Origin of the sequence: Leptospira wolffii serovar Khorat str. Khorat-H2 (assembly GCF_000306115.2) — a bacterium.
Classification (GTDB): Bacteria; Spirochaetota; Leptospiria; order Leptospirales; family Leptospiraceae; genus Leptospira_B; species Leptospira_B wolffii.
Genome location: NZ_AKWX02000020.1, coordinates 35,962 through 50,620, shown reverse-complemented (window position 1 = coordinate 50,620; position 14,659 = coordinate 35,962). Strand labels below are relative to the sequence as shown.

Below are 14,659 nucleotides of genomic sequence, written 5' to 3'. Positions count from 1 at the left end.
AATATGGTTTTTCGAGATCGGCCCGATTTCGGTCTAAGTTGGAATCGTGTCTGTCTTTTTTTTCAGCGGTATATCAAGCCGACTCTAAGATACGCATTCGGTCTTTCCGGAATCGTATCCTTATTTATATTAGTTTTATTGTATGGATTCTATTATCCGGAGACTTGGGTTCACCCGCTTCGGATCGGCACGGTTTGCGTCGTATGGTATTTGGTGATTTACGAAATCTTGAGTTTTCTATTCACTCTGGAGACGTATCGTAATTATCTGAAATTACATAAGGTGGAGGCTTTCGTAGTAATGGCGGTAGTGCTTCAGTTCTTATTCGAGGAGAAAATCGAAACCTTTATTTCTTCCTCTAAGAATCGAACCGAAGAAGTCGCCTTATTGTTTCTCACCATCAGCCAAGTCACCCTGACATTGGGAAGTCTCGCGCATTTTTTAAGAAGGGCCAGAGTTTCTTTAGGAAGAATTTCCCCCTCCTTGATCATGACCTTGAGTTTCGCATTTCTTATTCTGGTAGGGACGGCGGGATTATGCCTACCTAAGGCCGAAGCGAGGCCTATTCCTTTGGTGGATCTTTTTTTTACGGCGGTGAGCGCAGTTTGCGTAACCGGCCTGAGCACAATAGACGTTTCCGTCGATCTTACGGGGACCGGTCAGACGATTCTGGTGCTATTAATCCAATTGGGCGGTTTAGGTCTCATGACTCTTACAGTATTCTTCGCTTTGGTCTTGGAAGGTCAGGTATCGGTGACCGAAAAATTATTAGTCAAAGACTTATTTAGCCAAGAGACGATCGGTCGCGCAGGATCCATTCTGAGGCAGGTCGCTTACCAAACATTCGCGATCGAGGCCGTGGGAGCGATTCTACTCTTCGTTACTTTGCCTAGGGAAATCGGATTATCCGAAAAGGAGATTTTTTTCCACAGTCTCTTTCACGCAATAAGCGCTTTTTGTAATGCGGGATTCTCGCTTTTTCCTAAGGGACTCGCGGATCCTTATTTAAAGGAGTCTTATTCTTTTCTTTCGATTCTAATGCTTCTCATCGTGTTCGGAGGACTAGGGTTTCCGACGACAAACCAGATGCTGAATAAGATCCGTTTCCGAGGTAACGCTAACCGATTTAGATTTTCCGTGGGATCCAAACTCATCTTGGTCGTTACGTGCTTTCTCCTTTTGATCGGTTGGATTTCTTATTGGGTTTTAGAAAGGAATTTCACTCTGAAGGATTTGCCTTGGTATGACGGATTATTTCATTCTTTATTTTATTCGGTGACTACCAGGACCGCGGGTTTCAATACTCTAGATATCGCCGCAATGGGAACTCCTATGGTCTTCGTTAGTTTATTTCTGATGTGGGTGGGCGCCTCTCCGAATTCCACCGGAGGTGGGATCAAGACCTCTACTTTTGCCTTGGCGGTGTTACAGTTTTATCAATTTCTAACCGGAAAAGAAAGAGTGGATGTGTTCGGTAGGACGATCGCTGAAAGCTCCCTGTCTAGGGCCGCGGTTGCAATAGTACTTTCTTTATTTATAATATTTACCGGGATTCTCTTTCTAGTATGTTTCGATGGAGGTTTTCCATTTCTAGATCTATGCTACGAAGTCGTATCTGCCTACGGAACCACGGGCTTATCCAGAGGAATCACTCCGCAATTCGGATCTCCGGGAAAATTGCTCTTATGTGCGGTGATGTTCGTAGGTAGAGTGGGAGTTTTAACCGTTCTGTTAGCCTTTGTTCCGAAAAGGAAACCGAGGCATTATTGGTATCCTGAAGAATATGTCGTGGTCGGATAGGAAGATCGTATGAGAAAGAAAAGAATCGCGGTGATAGGCTTAGGTGATTTCGGAATCGAATTGGTAAAGAGACTTCATGAAGACGGACAGGAAGTGACGGCCGTAGATCAGGATCGGACAAAGATCGACCGTATCCAGGAATATTGTACGTATTGCGTCGCTATGGATTCCACCGACGAATCCGAATTGAAAGAGCACGGTTTGGACGAAATGGATGCAGTGGTTTTGGCTATAGGCGATAATTTCGAGAATCTGATCGTGACCGCCGATGCGCTTCGTAAGATCGGAGCGCCGAATATCTATGCACGTTATCAATCCGACCTAAATAAACGAGTCCTGAATATGTTGGGGATAGAAAATCTTTTCAATCCCGAGGAACAGGCCGCTCAGTCTATGGCCGAGCAACTTTCGCATAGTAGTATTAAAGGGGTTACTCTTGTGGGAGACGAGTTTAGAATTCTCGAAACTCTTGCCCCTAAATTTTTAGTTAGCAAAACCGTTTCCGGCGCGAAGCTCAGAGAGGATTGGAATTTGAATCTGATTACGGTTCGCAGGCCTAAGAAAAATCGCAGAAAATCGAATCCTTCGGAAGAGATAGTGGGCATCCCTTCGCCTCATTTACAGATTTTAGAGGGCGATATCCTCGTGCTTTTCGGTAGGAACGAGGATCTGGAAAAGTTGGTAGGCAAGCGTTAGGATAATCTCCTTTTTTAGGGAAAACGGGAACCGAAGTGGAGTCGAATAGACCTAAGCTTCGGTCGAAAACCTTGAGTCTGTTATGAAATTTCCGTTTATTTTCTGCATTCTCTTCTGGATCGCTTGCTCTCCCTTACAGGTGAAGTCCCAAGTGGAAATCGCTAAATCGCGTAATCTGACTCTCTATTCTAAGACCTACGCCTTTCTACCTTTTACGGGAGAAGCTCCCAAGCCCCAGATCATGGAACACGCGGATTTAATCCGAGGAAAGCTTATGGAAAAGGGTTACGAAGAAGTGGAGGAAAGCCGAGCGGATTTATTGTTACATTATGATATTCTTGTGTATCCTAGAGGGACCGTAATCGATCCGATTATAGAATTGGGTGCATTCGGAGGTTGGACTTCACGTAGAGGAATGCGTTATCATTCCTACGGAGGAGTTTCCAATAGATTCCGTAACGTTCCGATTTTAGGAGGAATCGGCGGGGGTTTCGGAAGTCTATACGGATACTATAATTATTCGGATTCTTATCGGGGAAATTCCAAGAGTTACTATGACGAAACTTTTTACGACGTGATTTTTAAGATAGAGATCTACGACGGAAGAAGATACAGAGGCTTACCTTCTAGTTTATTATTGAAAGCGAATGTGGAAGGCGAGGGTAGATCCGGGCCCTTATTCGATGTGGTTCCTTATCTGATTACGAGTTTTTTTAAGAATTTCCCGGATTTCTCCGGAGAGAAATCCGTCGTGGTTTCGGAAGAAGAAGTCTGGAAGGAGGAGTGATCGTTCAGTCTTTTCCAATCTTACGCAGGATTAGGCCGTCCTCCGAGCATAGTTGCATTTTTCCGTATATGTTACTGTCCCTTACTCACCAAAAAATCTTTCAACGTATCCAGATCATCCGAGGAAATTTCGAAAGTATAGAATTTTTCCCCATAATAAATGCGGTATATTAGAGTCTCTGCGGGCAAAATAAGACGCTCCATTTCTCTGGTAAATTGGATTCTCGCTCTTTGTATTTTATAAGTGTAAGAGCTAGTGGTCGTAACCGTTCTCCCTTGGCTGTGTTGAGGAAATCCCGCATTCGGTTGATTAAATCCTGTATTACCCGTGCCGAAGTTAGCTCCTCCGGTCGCTGCAGGCTGATTATATCCGTATCCACCAGTCGTGGTTGTAGTGGTACTGGTTCCGGAATGGAGATCTCCTTTGATATCCATGAGTTCGATTGGAAATAGTTTCTCGTTTATTTTTAGAAATGCCTTAGCGGATAAGTTCGGATCGGAAGCCGGCACTCCGAAAAAGAATTCGCAAGAGGTGGGGGTAATTCCCGAAGCGGTGATTTCTCTCGAATACTCAAAGTAAGCTGCTGCCACCGAAGTTTCGGAAAGCCCCAAAAATCCGGAAGGTGTGGATTCTTGTGTATCATGGCGAAGTTTTAAGCGAACGAAAGTGTTTTGTTTGAAATCGTCACGTATGATTTTGATTTCACCGACTCCAGGAGCATGATGAACACAGTTTGTAGTTAGGAATGTTAAAATTGCGATTGCTAAAATTTTTTTCATAGTCTTTTGCCTGCTAGGAAAATCATAAGTTTCGAGCGAAGCCCCTTTTCTGATTAGGGGCATTGAGCCTCTCGTTATGTCAATATATATGGGAAATGGCGAAGAGCGACAAATTCTTGGAAGATTTATCCCATCGGATAGGGTATTTTTTTCGAAACCTCGTCTATCTTCTTTAATATTTCGTCGGGAAGAATGAGGTCGCTAGCCTTTAGGCTCTCTTCCAGTTGTTCTACGGTATTCGCTCCTATGATCGTCGATGCTACGTAATCGTGTTGCTTGGACCAAGCGACGGACATAGTGGTTACGCTTATTCCGGCTTCCTTGGCGATTTCCATGAGCTCTCTTGTGGAAGCGAGAGTTCCTTCGTTTAGAAAGCGATTGGCCATTCTTCTCTGGCGTTCCGTAGGAAGTTTCGCATAACGACTGAATCTGGCGTTTTCCGGAAGAGCGGAGCTATTGTATTTACCGGTTAAAACTCCGCCGGCCAGAGGAGAATACGGTAAAAGACTGATTCCTTCCCTCCGACAAATATCCGAAAGCGCGTCCTCGAATCTTCGATTCAGGATACTGAAATTATTCTGTATGGATTCGTAACGTGCCAGACGGTATTTTTCCGCCACGGCTTGGCTTTTCATTGTTCCCCATGCGGTTTCGTTGCTGCTACCTATGTAGCGGACTTTTCCTTCGTCGATCAGCTCGGTCAACGCTTCCAAAGTCTCTTCGTAACCGAAATCGTTATCCGGCCAATGAGTCTGGTACAAGTCCACATAATCGGTTCCTAATCTTTGCAGACTTCCTTCGATAGCCGTTCTTATATTACGTCTATCTAAAGCGGTCTTTCCTTCTCGAACCGGAGGAGAGAACCAACCATGTCCGGGACCGCAGACCTTGGTTGCGATTAAGACGGATTCCCTCTTTCTGGTTTTCAGCCATTTTCCGAAGATACGCTCCGTTTCATGTACGTATTGAGCCTCTGGAGGAACAGGATAAATCTCGGCGGTATCGTAAAAATCGATTCCTGCGTCGAAGGCTCGATCCAAAATTCGGTGAGCCTCTTTTTCGTCGCAAGAGGATCCGAAGGTCATCGTGCCCATGCAGATTTCGGAAACCACCATGCCGCTTTTACCGAGTCTTCTCTTTTTCATGCAATCTCCCTTGGAAATATTCTGTTATAAAACGTTATTCTTACGACTACGGAAGTGCGAAGAATTTCCGATAAATCGGAGAAAATTCCTTTCATCGCTATCTTCCTTCGGCCCAGGATTCTTTTCTAGGATCTGCTCCCCCCATAAGTTTTCCAGTAACCGGGTCCTTTAAGGAAATACAAGGAGCTCCAAAATCGTATTCCCATTTATCTCTTTCCACGACTTCGTATCCTTTTTCTTTGAGAGCTTTGCTCGTCTTACCGTAGATGTCTTTTTCCAGCTCGATTCTTCCCGGATAATATTTATGGGGAGAAAAAGAATCCGACCAGTTTAAGGATCGGAAGCGAGGAGCCTCCACTGCTTCTTGGGGATCCATTTTGAATACGGTAAGATTTAGAAAAACCTGAACCAATGCCTGGGTCTGCATGTCTCCTCCCGGAGTCCCATAGCTCATCCAGAATTTTCCGTCTTTGAAAACCATAGAAGCGTTAGGTGTCATAGTCGGTCTTTTTCCGGGCACGAGTCCGGACGGATGATCCGGATCCAATCGGAATTGTGTCATTCTGATTCCTAAAGTGATGTCCCCCGGAATCATAGGCGATTGCGGAAAATCGCTAGGAGTTAGGGAAAGCGCGTTTCCGTTCCGGTCTATGATACTTAAATAGGTCGTATCTCTTCCCACTTTACCTCCTCCCGTTTTTTCCCAAAAAGAAGGTTGGAACGCTCCCGAAGACGAAGCAAGCGCGAGATTTTCGGAGGAGGTCGGTTCTTTATAAGCGATCCTTTTGGACGAAGCGGGGGATTCGAAGAGAAACGCATCGCCGGGAGGAGGAGTCTTTCCGAAGGCACGATATTGCATCAGCTTTCTCCTGGAAGAAGCATAATCTTTATTTAATAGACCTTTTTCGGGAACCGTGACGAACGCCGGATCTCCGAAATACTTATCCCTATCCGCCATCGCGAGTTCTATGGCCTGGACGACCGTATGAACGTATTCGGGAGAATTATGGCCCATGGACTTTAGATCGATTCCTTCTAAGATTTGCAGAGCCAGAGGCACCACTACTCCCTGGTTCCAGGTTCTGTTGGAGAATATGGTATAAGGTCCGAAGTTTCCTTTCAATGGCTCTTCCCAATCTCCAGAGTAGCGTTCTAGATCCGACTTGGATATGGTACCGTCGTTTTCTGTGTGAGCCTTCGCGATCTTATCGGCTATAGGTCCCTTGTAAAAATAATCTCGAACCGCGTCCAAGGCGGCTTCCCGATTTTTGCCGGAGAGTTTGGCTTTGGTTTCCGCTTCGGCCAACTCTTTGAATGTGGCGGCCAATTCGGGTCTCCGCATTTTTTCTCCTGGATAAAGGGGTTTCCACCATTTATCTCCCAAATAGACTTTCGCATTATAAGGCATTAATATACTGAATCCTAATCTTTTTAAGACGCCCATGTTTAGGTTTCTCATTAGAATTCTGTGCACAGGAAAACCCTCTTCCGCGATTCTGGCGGCGGGGGCGCTGAGTTCTTCGAAGGATTTCGTGCCGTATTTTTTGAGTAAGGATACGATTACGTCCGGAGAAGCGGGAACCAATTGAGAGGAGTATTTCAGAGTGGGAATGGAATCGTATCCTCTGGATTTGAAATATTCTATCGTAGCCTTTGCGGGGGCGGTTCCCACTCCGATATAACTTGAAACCTTTTTGTCCGTTTGATTATAATAAAGAAGGGGAGCGACTCCCGGAAAGGAAGCTTCCTCTCCCTGGACCACGTTCAACACGAGTAACGCTGCGATTCCCGCATCGGCAGCATTTCCGCCGTTCTCCAAGATTTCCAATGCGACCTGAGTCGCCGAGGGATGACCGCTTGCTACCATCACACTCGATCCCGAGGCGGAGGTTCTAGACTGATGGTAAGGATCGTTAAAGGGAAGGATCTCTCCGGGACGGGAAAAAGCTTGGTAGAGTAGGAAGAGCACGACCCCGATCGCAAAAATTCCCAAAAGTACGTAATTGATGATTCGTCTGATTCTCTTCATTCTAGTTTCCTTTGTTTACAGGGAAAACTTTCTATTAGGGCTTAGGATAGCTCGCAAGGTTTTTTTGCCGGGTTCTAGTTCGAACTCAGGTATAGTTCGCACATTTCCCGATCGGAAAGAGTCGAAAAGAACAAGAAAACTTCTTCTCCGTTTCCTATTATTTTTCTCAGAGGTTTCCATTGTTCCGACGTTTTCCCTTCCATTATGCTTGGATCGTATTGATCGTCACATTCTTCACTTTAATCGTAGCCGCGGGAGTGCGCTCCATGCCGGGGATTCTCATTCTACCTTTGGAAAAGGAGTTCGGTTGGGACCGTTCGGGCATCTCCTTCGCAGTATCCGTGAATCTTTTATTATACGGACTAGTCGGGCCGTTTGCGGCGGGACTCATGAATCGCTTCGGCCTGAAACGTATCATGCTTTTAGCGCTTATTCTTCTCATTACGGGAATCCTATTAACTACGATTATGCGAACGAATTGGCAGCTTGTTCTCCTCTGGGGCGTGATGGTGGGCTTCGGTTCTGGAATGGCGGCTTTGGTCTTGGGTGCAACCGTAGTCAATCGTTGGTTCGTTTCTCACAGAGGATTACTCATGGGAATTTTGACCGCGAGTACGGCGACCGGACAAATCGTATTTTTACCTTTTTTAGCTTCTCTTACGGAAAAGGAGGGATGGAGAAACGCGGTGTTTACTGTGGCCGCGGTTTTAGGCGTACTCATACCGACAGTCGTTTTTCTCATGAAGGATTCTCCCAAGAAAAGCGGATTACTTCCGTACGGAGCGAAAGAAGGAGAAGAAATCCTTTCGGCGCCGTCCGGCAATCCGTTTATAGAAGCCTTGCAAGCACTAAAGACCGGACTACGATCCCGTAATTTCTGGCTACTCGCCGGAAGTTTCTTCGTTTGCGGAGCGAGTACCAACGGACTTGTGGGAACACATCTGGTTCCGGCTTGCTCGGATCACGGAATCCAGGAAGTGCAAGCCGCGGGATTATTGGCTATGATGGGAATTTTCGATCTTATCGGGACGGTAGGGTCCGGTTGGCTATCGGATAGAGTAAATAATAAAATTTTGTTATTCGCATATTATGGATTACGAGGTTTGTCCCTTATATTCTTACCGTCTGCTTTCGATCCGGATTCCAATAAATTGTCCTTATTCGCGGTATTTTACGGATTGGACTGGATCGCCACGGTTCCTCCCACTGTCTCCTTAACCGCCAAGGTATTCGGAAGAGAAAAAGTAGGACTGATGTTCGGATGGGTGGTCGCATTTCATCAGATTGGAGCGGCGGCTGCGGCATTCGGAGCCGGTTATCTCAGATCTTTGCAGGGTCATTACGATTCCGCGTTTTTACTCGCTGGAGGTTTATGTGTGGCCACTGCATTTTCGATCTTCGCGATTTCGACGGCGGGGAAGGAAGAGAAGTTTTCTAGTGACGCGGAACTTGCGACTTGAGTTAGGCTATTCTAACAGTTCCGCTTTTCCGGAGAGAGGAGCTACCGCGCGGATCTTATCTTTACGATAATCCAACTCGTACAAAGTGTAACTTCCGTAACTGCGATAGTCCTGGTCCTTAGAGGCCTTTACGAAATCCGGATCTCCCAGGAAGTATACAAGTCCGTTTTTAACCACGGGAAAGCAACCTACGAAAGAGGAATCGTATCTTTGCTTGGTCTTTAGATCCACGACCACGATATTTCCGAGTTTACCTTCTGCCCTTTCCGTAAATGTGACGATCTTTCCTTCGGGACCGAAGCTGATATTTACCTGCTCTTTGGTGTCCGCTCCGGACACGGAAGGATAAAACGGAAGATTCAGTTTTACTAAATCTCCATTTTGAGTCTGGAGTTTATAGAGTCGGTTTTCTTTTTCGGTCGCAATTCTCACCAAGACGGTATCTTCCGCTAAGGCATATACGTCGGTGATCTGGATTTTTTTATGATCGGTTTCTATCCAGGCAAGAGTGCTGATTTGATTTGTATCGAAATGGAATTTATGAATGGGAACCCGGAAAGATTCTTCTCCCCTTTCGGAATATAAGACTTCGTTTCCGACTAGAAGCACGCTCTTTTGATCCGGAGAAACGAACGGTTGAGAGCCGGGGAGGGATTTCAGTTCCTTGTCTTTTTCGTAATCGTAGAGTACGGTTTCCCAGCGATCCGCATTCTTTCTGGAGAATAATAATAAGGACTTGTCCCTTAAAAATCCGGAGTTTCCCGGAAATGCGTCGGAGCTTCCTTTGATAGCCTTGGTTTTTCCCGTACTAAGATTCAATAGATTCAATTCTTTGGAAGTTTTGAATATTATAAAATTTTGTTTTCTGAAGACTGGAATCCCCTTGTCCTGGGCTCCCGTGTAAATCAGGCCGGTTTTTCCATTGGCGGGAGAAACGGATACGAGTCTAAGAATGCCTTGGTCTTCTTGGACGGCGAAAAGCGGACCGAGTGAGGACGCCGGGACGGGCGTAACCGAGAATATGGGAATTTGAAAAAGGATACAGAATAATAGAAGGCCGCGTCGAATCCCTGATACGAGCGAAACGAGAAAATTTTTTTTCCTATTTATCTTCGCGCGCATAAAGGTCACTCTTTCGTCGTATAAAAGTTTCGTCAGTAAAATTTACGAAACGGGAAAAGCCTCCCGTTCTCGAATTATATTCGTGAGAATGGGAGAAGAATTCGCGTTAGTCGATTTAACGTTTGATCTCGAAAGTCCGAAAGTTTCCTTTCGGATCTTCCCATTGGATCGTCGCTTCGGATACTTTCGCTTTAGAGGGACCTCTTTGGACTGCCTTGTATAGGTCTTCGATAAATACCTTGTCGCCTTCTACAACGACTTCGACCTCACCGGTCGGCAGATTCATGGTATAACCTTTCAAACGGCATTCCTGGGCTCTTTGCAGGACGTAATAGCGGAATCCCACTCCTTGCACGGTTCCCCTTATTCTTATTTTAGCCCTGGATTCGTTCTTTGCAGCCATGAAATCTTGGATTTCCTTAAATTTAAGATATACCGTCTTCGGAGGCGGAAGAAGCTTTATTTACCATCCATCCTGAGAAATCCACCAAAAACTTCCATAGGACCTCTTTTGTTTCCGGATCCGTATCCCATTCTTTCAAAGCGTCCTTATAGCAGGCTAACCAGGCCCTTCTCGCCTTTTCGTCTATGGGAAAGGGGAAATGCCTGGCCCTCATTCTAGGAGGACCGTATTTTTGTACGTAATAGGGAGGTCCTCCCAATACTTGTACCAGAAAATCCGCTGATTTCACCACGCTTTCCTCCAAATTTTCGGGGAACATCCAAGCGATGGGGCTCGTAGGAATGCGTGCATAGAAAAGTGAAACCAAGTTTCGGATCTTATCTTCTCCTAAACTCGAAAAGAGAGAGTGTAATTTCGGGTCGGCCGGAGGAGGGCCGCCGGGAGGAGTATAGATACCGGGGTCGTTCATGGTTTTATTTGCAGAATATATTCTTTGATCTTGGGTGCGAATTCGGAGACTAATTTTTCATACACGTCCCTTTTAAAGGAGACCACGGTCGAAAGACAGTCTTGAAAAGGAATGAAGCGCACGGAATCGAATTCTCTTTCGTGTATCTCTAAGTCGCAATCTTCCGCCTTCCCGTTCCAATAGAGTAGGAACCATTTCTGGGTTTGGCCTTTATACTTCTTTAGATTCGATGTAAGATGCAAGCTCTCGGGAAAATCATAATGGATCCATTCCGGATATTCGGAAACGAGCTTGGAATCGGAGATCCCCACTTCTTCGTAGAGTTCTCTTTTAGCCGCCGGAAGGGGTTCTTCTCCCTCGTCGATTCCACCTTGGGGAAACTGCCAGGAGCCCTTGAAATTATGCCTTTCTCCTACCAATACTTCGCCTTTGGAGTTAAAGACCACCATCCCCACGTTTTTTCTATAAGGTTTATCCATCTTTGGAAAGTGTCCTTACGGTTCTCCCTTGGGACAAGCTCATTCTGTATCCGTCCTCCAAAACTTGAAGTTCGGTATGCGTTTCCAAGTAACGCGACGGCTTGATGGTTGAAGGAGAAGGAAAATGTCCTTTTCCCAAGACTGATTCTCATTTAGAAACGTTATAAGAAGAAGCGTTAGGCCTTTAGTAACGAAGAACACATCATAAAGATATGAAATGAATTTATGAACCTACCTTGCTTAACTAGATTTAAGAAGAATGTAAGGTCTTGTTCTAGAAGTTTTGCGGAATCATAGCGGAAATGATTTGCGGATAGACAAAGATTGGGCGAAAGATTCTTTGGATTAATATTCCCGCCTTTTTAGGAGGACCGTTTCCGAAGATGCAGGTCAGATCTAGAGTTCGAAGCCCCAAAGTTTTTGCCGAAAAGGATTTTGAAATCAAAGAATCTAAAATTCCCGGAATCGGAATGGGACTCTTTCCCAAGCAGGATCTCATCAAAGGGGATACAGTAGGCTATTATACCGGACGTGTCTTGAACGACAAGTCGGCTAATTCTCCTAAATACTGCGAGTCCAAGTATCTACTCTGGATCTGCAAGGACCATTGGATCTACGGAGAAGGTAAGGAATCCAATTATACCCGCTATATTAATCATAGTACCAAGCCGAACGTTAAGCTTGTGACTTCCACCCGCTGGAAGACCGCTAGATTCGAAGTACTTCGTAAAATCAAGGCCGGAGAGGAGCTATTCTTCGATTACGGCGACGAATACTGGATCCATGTGGATATTTCCCCCTTGGAAAGGAACTAATCCGAGACCCAACTTATCCCGTAGGACTCGACCCCTTTCTATGATTGGAAACGATTTATTTTCCGATCACACCGATCAAAGGCTGGATTTCGAAAAAACGACTGCGAATAATGGAACCGAGGCTTCTCTCTGGGTTCCGCATCAGACATAAAAGATAAGAAGAAGGTTCCTTATCTAGAAAGCAAATCTTTGCCTCTATGGACCTGGGCCCTTCCTTTACCTATTTTCCATTTGGCGACTCGACTTTCCCTGACCTTTACGGTTGGAACGGGAGTCTCCATCTGTTATCTTCCCATTCCGGTCGGTATCGTTCTTTGTTTTTGGTGGGGACCCGCTAGGGTATTGCCGGCAATGTACGCCAACGCTCTTATTTATGCGAGTCGTTGGGGCCTGCATGACGTGGATAATTATCCGGTATATGCGCTCTGGGAAGTCCTGGCGGTCGGGATATCTTGGTTCGTCTTCACGAAATGGAAAAAGGGAAAGCCTTGGTTACCCGATTTGAGGGAAACGTCTCGCTTCGTTTTCTTAGTCGCCGCTCCTGCCTCCGTTTGTAACGGACTCTTGGTCTCTTTGGGGCTTCTCGTAACCGCAGACATATCTTGGAACGATTTTCCGATCTCTGTGATGCAGGGAACCGTGGCGACCCTATTCGATACTTTGGGAATCGCGGCGCCCATTCTACTCTGGTTCACTCCTTGGATGGAGGAAAAAGGTTGGTCTAGGACGAACGGATCCGTTTCGGATAAGGAAAGGGCTTGGGATAGGATTCGTTTTCTGAATCTTAAGACCAAACATTATGTGGAGATAGTCGGGGGCTTTCTGATAAGCGCCGTCCTGGGATGGTATATGCCGTCTTTGGAATATTGGTTCGCTTTCGGACTATTCGTATTATGGGCGGCTTTGAGATATGGCGTGATTTTGGCTCTTGCGGCGAATATCTGGGTCCAGATATTCACTTTGATACTGCCCGCGATCTTAGGAGGCGCACAATTCTTAAGATGGTCCAAAGACGGACAGACTCTCGTTTTCTTTCTGAATCTAGCGTTACTCTGCTTTATTGCGCTTATGACCGGAAGAGCCACATCGGATACGGGGACGGAGCTTAGAAAAAGAAGAAGAGTCGAGGCAAGACTTATTTTCGATCGGGAGCAATACAGGAAATTCTTCGAGGAAAATCTATCCGCGAATTTCATAGCGGACGCCGAGGGAAATCTGCTCGCAGTAAACGCTTCCTTCCTGAGAATGTTCGGTTTCGATACCCAATCCGAAGCGATCGAAAAGAATCTTGCGGATTTATTTCCTTCTTACGACGATTACTCTCTTCTTCTTAAAAAGATAGATACCGCTTCTCGTTTGGAGTCTCATGAGGAATTTTTCTTAAACAAGAACGGTTCTCCCCTTCATACTACCGGAAATTATTTTGTGAGCAGGGATCGCGAAGGTAAGATCGGGTCGATTCGGGGTTACATCTTGGACGACACTCTCCGAAGAAAATTGGAAAGCCAATTGATCGAATCCAAAAAGTTGGAAACGATAGGAACTCTTGCAGGAGGAATCGCTCACGACTTTAATAATATTCTGCAAATCATATCGGGTTACGCGACTCGCATGGAGCTGGAAAGTCGCAAATCGGATTCTCTTCTGGATGCCTCCCGGTCCATTAACGCTGCGGCCGGAAGAGGGGCTACGATAGTGAGAAGACTTCTTTCCTTGGCTAGAAAAGGAGGAGGAGGTTTCAAATCCATTTCCATCGATCGCTTAGTGGAGGACACTCTTTCCTTACTCGTACCTACTTTTCCCAAGGAGATTTCCTTCCAAAAGGAGATATCACTCGGGCTCCCTGAAATAGTGGGGGACTATTCACAATTGGAGCAGGTACTCATCAATCTGTGCATTAACTCAAGGGACGCACTTCCCAACGGAGGAAGAATTTTACTCCGCGCATTTTTGGTGGAGGGAAAATCCATCAAGAGCTCGTATCCTTTGTCCGAACCGGCGGAGTATATCTGTCTGGAGATTTCGGATAATGGAGAAGGGATGAATGAGGAGACGAAAAAAAGAGTCTTCGAGCCTTTCTTTACCACGAAGTCCAGATCCCAAGGAAGCGGATTGGGAATGTCTATGGTATACGGAATCATCCAAAGTCACGAGGGAATCATTCAAATCGGATCCGAAATAGGAAGGGGAACTAACGTTCGACTCTTCTTTCCCACGGCGTCCCGTAAGATCTTCTCCTTCGAAAAAGAGGAAACAGGAAAGATGTCCGGATCGAATGTGGAAACGGTTTTACTCGTCCTGGAGGAAGAGCCGTATCTATCCGATTTGGTCCGCGACCAAGTGGAGGATTCCGGAATTAGGGCGATCGCTGTGAACGAATTCGAGAAGGTCTCGGAATTATTGCAAAAATTCCGGTCATCCATAGGGCTTTTCGTATTGGATCTGGATTTTCCGAATCCTTCCCTTTTTTCGTTTTTGGAAAGAATCAAACTGGAAAATCCGGAATTGAAGACGGTGGTTTCCGGAACGGAAATCGGTCAGGAAGAAAAAGACAGACTTCTCGCTTTAGGAATCAAGGACACGATCGAAAAACCTTATAAAATCCGGGACCTGATCGGCCTGCTTTATACCAAGAAGGTCTGAGCCGGATTTCTTTCCGCGAGGGAAGATTTATG

13 protein-coding genes are annotated in these 14,659 nt (G+C 45.8%); 6 read left to right on the top strand and 7 right to left on the bottom strand.

What is annotated here, in order from left to right; all coding sequences use genetic code 11:
* Window positions 1-3 precede the first annotated feature (3 nt).
* From LEP1GSC061_RS13455 to LEP1GSC061_RS13445, 3 genes are all read left to right on the top strand, one after another.
* Window positions 4-1,800: a TrkH family potassium uptake protein gene (locus LEP1GSC061_RS13455; protein ID WP_016546084.1), complete on the top strand. Its 1,797-nt coding sequence runs from the start codon at window positions 4-6 to the stop codon at window positions 1,798-1,800.
* Window positions 1,801-1,809: 9 nt separating this feature from the next.
* Window positions 1,810-2,496, top strand: a complete 687-nt coding sequence (locus LEP1GSC061_RS13450; RefSeq protein WP_016546150.1) for a potassium channel family protein — start codon at window positions 1,810-1,812, stop codon at window positions 2,494-2,496.
* Window positions 2,497-2,578: 82 nt separating this feature from the next.
* Complete coding sequence (locus LEP1GSC061_RS13445) at window positions 2,579-3,283, top strand: DUF4136 domain-containing protein (protein WP_016546660.1); 705 nt, start codon at window positions 2,579-2,581, stop codon at window positions 3,281-3,283.
* Between the two features lie 71 nt (window positions 3,284-3,354).
* Here LEP1GSC061_RS13445 and LEP1GSC061_RS13440 read toward each other — a convergent pair whose 3' ends face one another.
* The 3 genes from LEP1GSC061_RS13440 to LEP1GSC061_RS13430 all read right to left on the bottom strand — a co-directional run bounded on the left by LEP1GSC061_RS13440 (window position 3,355) and on the right by LEP1GSC061_RS13430 (window position 7,236).
* Window positions 3,355-4,062: a hypothetical protein gene (locus LEP1GSC061_RS13440; RefSeq protein WP_016545980.1), complete on the bottom strand. Its 708-nt coding sequence runs from the start codon at window positions 4,060-4,062 to the stop codon at window positions 3,355-3,357.
* A gap of 125 nt (window positions 4,063-4,187) precedes the next feature.
* Window positions 4,188-5,207 (bottom strand): aldo/keto reductase, encoded by a 1,020-nt coding sequence (locus LEP1GSC061_RS13435; RefSeq protein ID WP_016546138.1) that lies wholly within the window; start codon window positions 5,205-5,207, stop codon window positions 4,188-4,190.
* Between the two features lie 97 nt (window positions 5,208-5,304).
* Entirely contained in the window at window positions 5,305-7,236 is a 1,932-nt protein-coding gene (locus LEP1GSC061_RS13430; protein ID WP_016546024.1) for a gamma-glutamyltransferase family protein, read from the bottom strand.
* 179 nt (window positions 7,237-7,415) lie between these two features.
* Between LEP1GSC061_RS13430 and LEP1GSC061_RS13425 the strand changes: the two genes are divergently transcribed.
* On the top strand, window positions 7,416-8,696 hold the full coding sequence (locus LEP1GSC061_RS13425; RefSeq protein ID WP_016546735.1) for an MFS transporter: 1,281 nt from the start codon (window positions 7,416-7,418) through the stop codon (window positions 8,694-8,696).
* Between the two features lie 6 nt (window positions 8,697-8,702).
* On the opposite strand, the gene LEP1GSC061_RS13420 is transcribed toward LEP1GSC061_RS13425, so the two are convergent.
* The 4 genes from LEP1GSC061_RS13420 to LEP1GSC061_RS13405 form a co-directional block, all read right to left on the bottom strand.
* Complete coding sequence (locus tag LEP1GSC061_RS13420; protein ID WP_016546750.1) at window positions 8,703-9,818, bottom strand: hypothetical protein; 1,116 nt, start codon at window positions 9,816-9,818, stop codon at window positions 8,703-8,705.
* Window positions 9,819-9,933: 115 nt separating this feature from the next.
* Window positions 9,934-10,221, bottom strand: a complete 288-nt coding sequence (locus tag LEP1GSC061_RS13415) for an acylphosphatase (protein WP_016546638.1) — start codon at window positions 10,219-10,221, stop codon at window positions 9,934-9,936.
* Window positions 10,222-10,243: 22 nt separating this feature from the next.
* Window positions 10,244-10,690 carry a globin domain-containing protein gene (locus LEP1GSC061_RS13410; protein WP_016546359.1) on the bottom strand — a complete coding sequence of 149 codons (447 nt, stop codon included), beginning with the start codon at window positions 10,688-10,690 and terminating at the stop codon, window positions 10,244-10,246.
* Window positions 10,687-11,169 carry an RNA pyrophosphohydrolase gene (locus tag LEP1GSC061_RS13405; RefSeq protein ID WP_016546242.1) on the bottom strand — a complete coding sequence of 161 codons (483 nt, stop codon included), beginning with the start codon at window positions 11,167-11,169 and terminating at the stop codon, window positions 10,687-10,689. Before LEP1GSC061_RS13405 ends, LEP1GSC061_RS13410 begins: the two co-directional genes overlap by 4 nt.
* 383 nt (window positions 11,170-11,552) lie before the next feature.
* Here LEP1GSC061_RS13405 and LEP1GSC061_RS13400 point away from each other — a divergent pair, with 383 nt between their 5' ends.
* Window positions 11,553-11,984 carry an SET domain-containing protein gene (locus tag LEP1GSC061_RS13400; RefSeq protein ID WP_016546756.1) on the top strand — a complete coding sequence of 144 codons (432 nt, stop codon included), beginning with the start codon at window positions 11,553-11,555 and terminating at the stop codon, window positions 11,982-11,984.
* 189 nt (window positions 11,985-12,173) lie between these two features.
* Window positions 12,174-14,627: an ATP-binding protein gene (locus LEP1GSC061_RS13395; RefSeq protein ID WP_016545998.1), complete on the top strand. Its 2,454-nt coding sequence runs from the start codon at window positions 12,174-12,176 to the stop codon at window positions 14,625-14,627.
* Window positions 14,628-14,659: the final 32 nt, after the last annotated feature.

Excerpts from the sequence above, each read along its gene's own strand:
- LEP1GSC061_RS13415 (WP_016546638.1), bottom strand. The coding sequence starts at position 10,221 with ATGGCTGCAAAGAACGAATCCAGGGCTAAAATAAGAATAAGGGGAACC.
- LEP1GSC061_RS13455 (WP_016546084.1), top strand. The coding sequence starts at position 4 with ATGGTTTTTCGAGATCGGCCCGATTTCGGTCTAAGTTGGAATCGTGTC.
- LEP1GSC061_RS13450 (WP_016546150.1), top strand. The coding sequence starts at position 1,810 with ATGAGAAAGAAAAGAATCGCGGTGATAGGCTTAGGTGATTTCGGAATC.
- LEP1GSC061_RS13410 (WP_016546359.1), bottom strand. The coding sequence starts at position 10,690 with ATGAACGACCCCGGTATCTATACTCCTCCCGGCGGCCCTCCTCCGGCC.
- LEP1GSC061_RS13430 (WP_016546024.1), bottom strand. The coding sequence starts at position 7,236 with ATGAAGAGAATCAGACGAATCATCAATTACGTACTTTTGGGAATTTTT.
- LEP1GSC061_RS13440 (WP_016545980.1), bottom strand. The coding sequence starts at position 4,062 with ATGAAAAAAATTTTAGCAATCGCAATTTTAACATTCCTAACTACAAAC.
- LEP1GSC061_RS13445 (WP_016546660.1), top strand. The coding sequence starts at position 2,579 with ATGAAATTTCCGTTTATTTTCTGCATTCTCTTCTGGATCGCTTGCTCT.
- LEP1GSC061_RS13405 (WP_016546242.1), bottom strand. The coding sequence starts at position 11,169 with ATGGATAAACCTTATAGAAAAAACGTGGGGATGGTGGTCTTTAACTCC.
- LEP1GSC061_RS13400 (WP_016546756.1), top strand. The coding sequence starts at position 11,553 with ATGCAGGTCAGATCTAGAGTTCGAAGCCCCAAAGTTTTTGCCGAAAAG.
- LEP1GSC061_RS13435 (WP_016546138.1), bottom strand. The coding sequence starts at position 5,207 with ATGAAAAAGAGAAGACTCGGTAAAAGCGGCATGGTGGTTTCCGAAATC.
- LEP1GSC061_RS13420 (WP_016546750.1), bottom strand. The coding sequence starts at position 9,818 with ATGCGCGCGAAGATAAATAGGAAAAAAAATTTTCTCGTTTCGCTCGTA.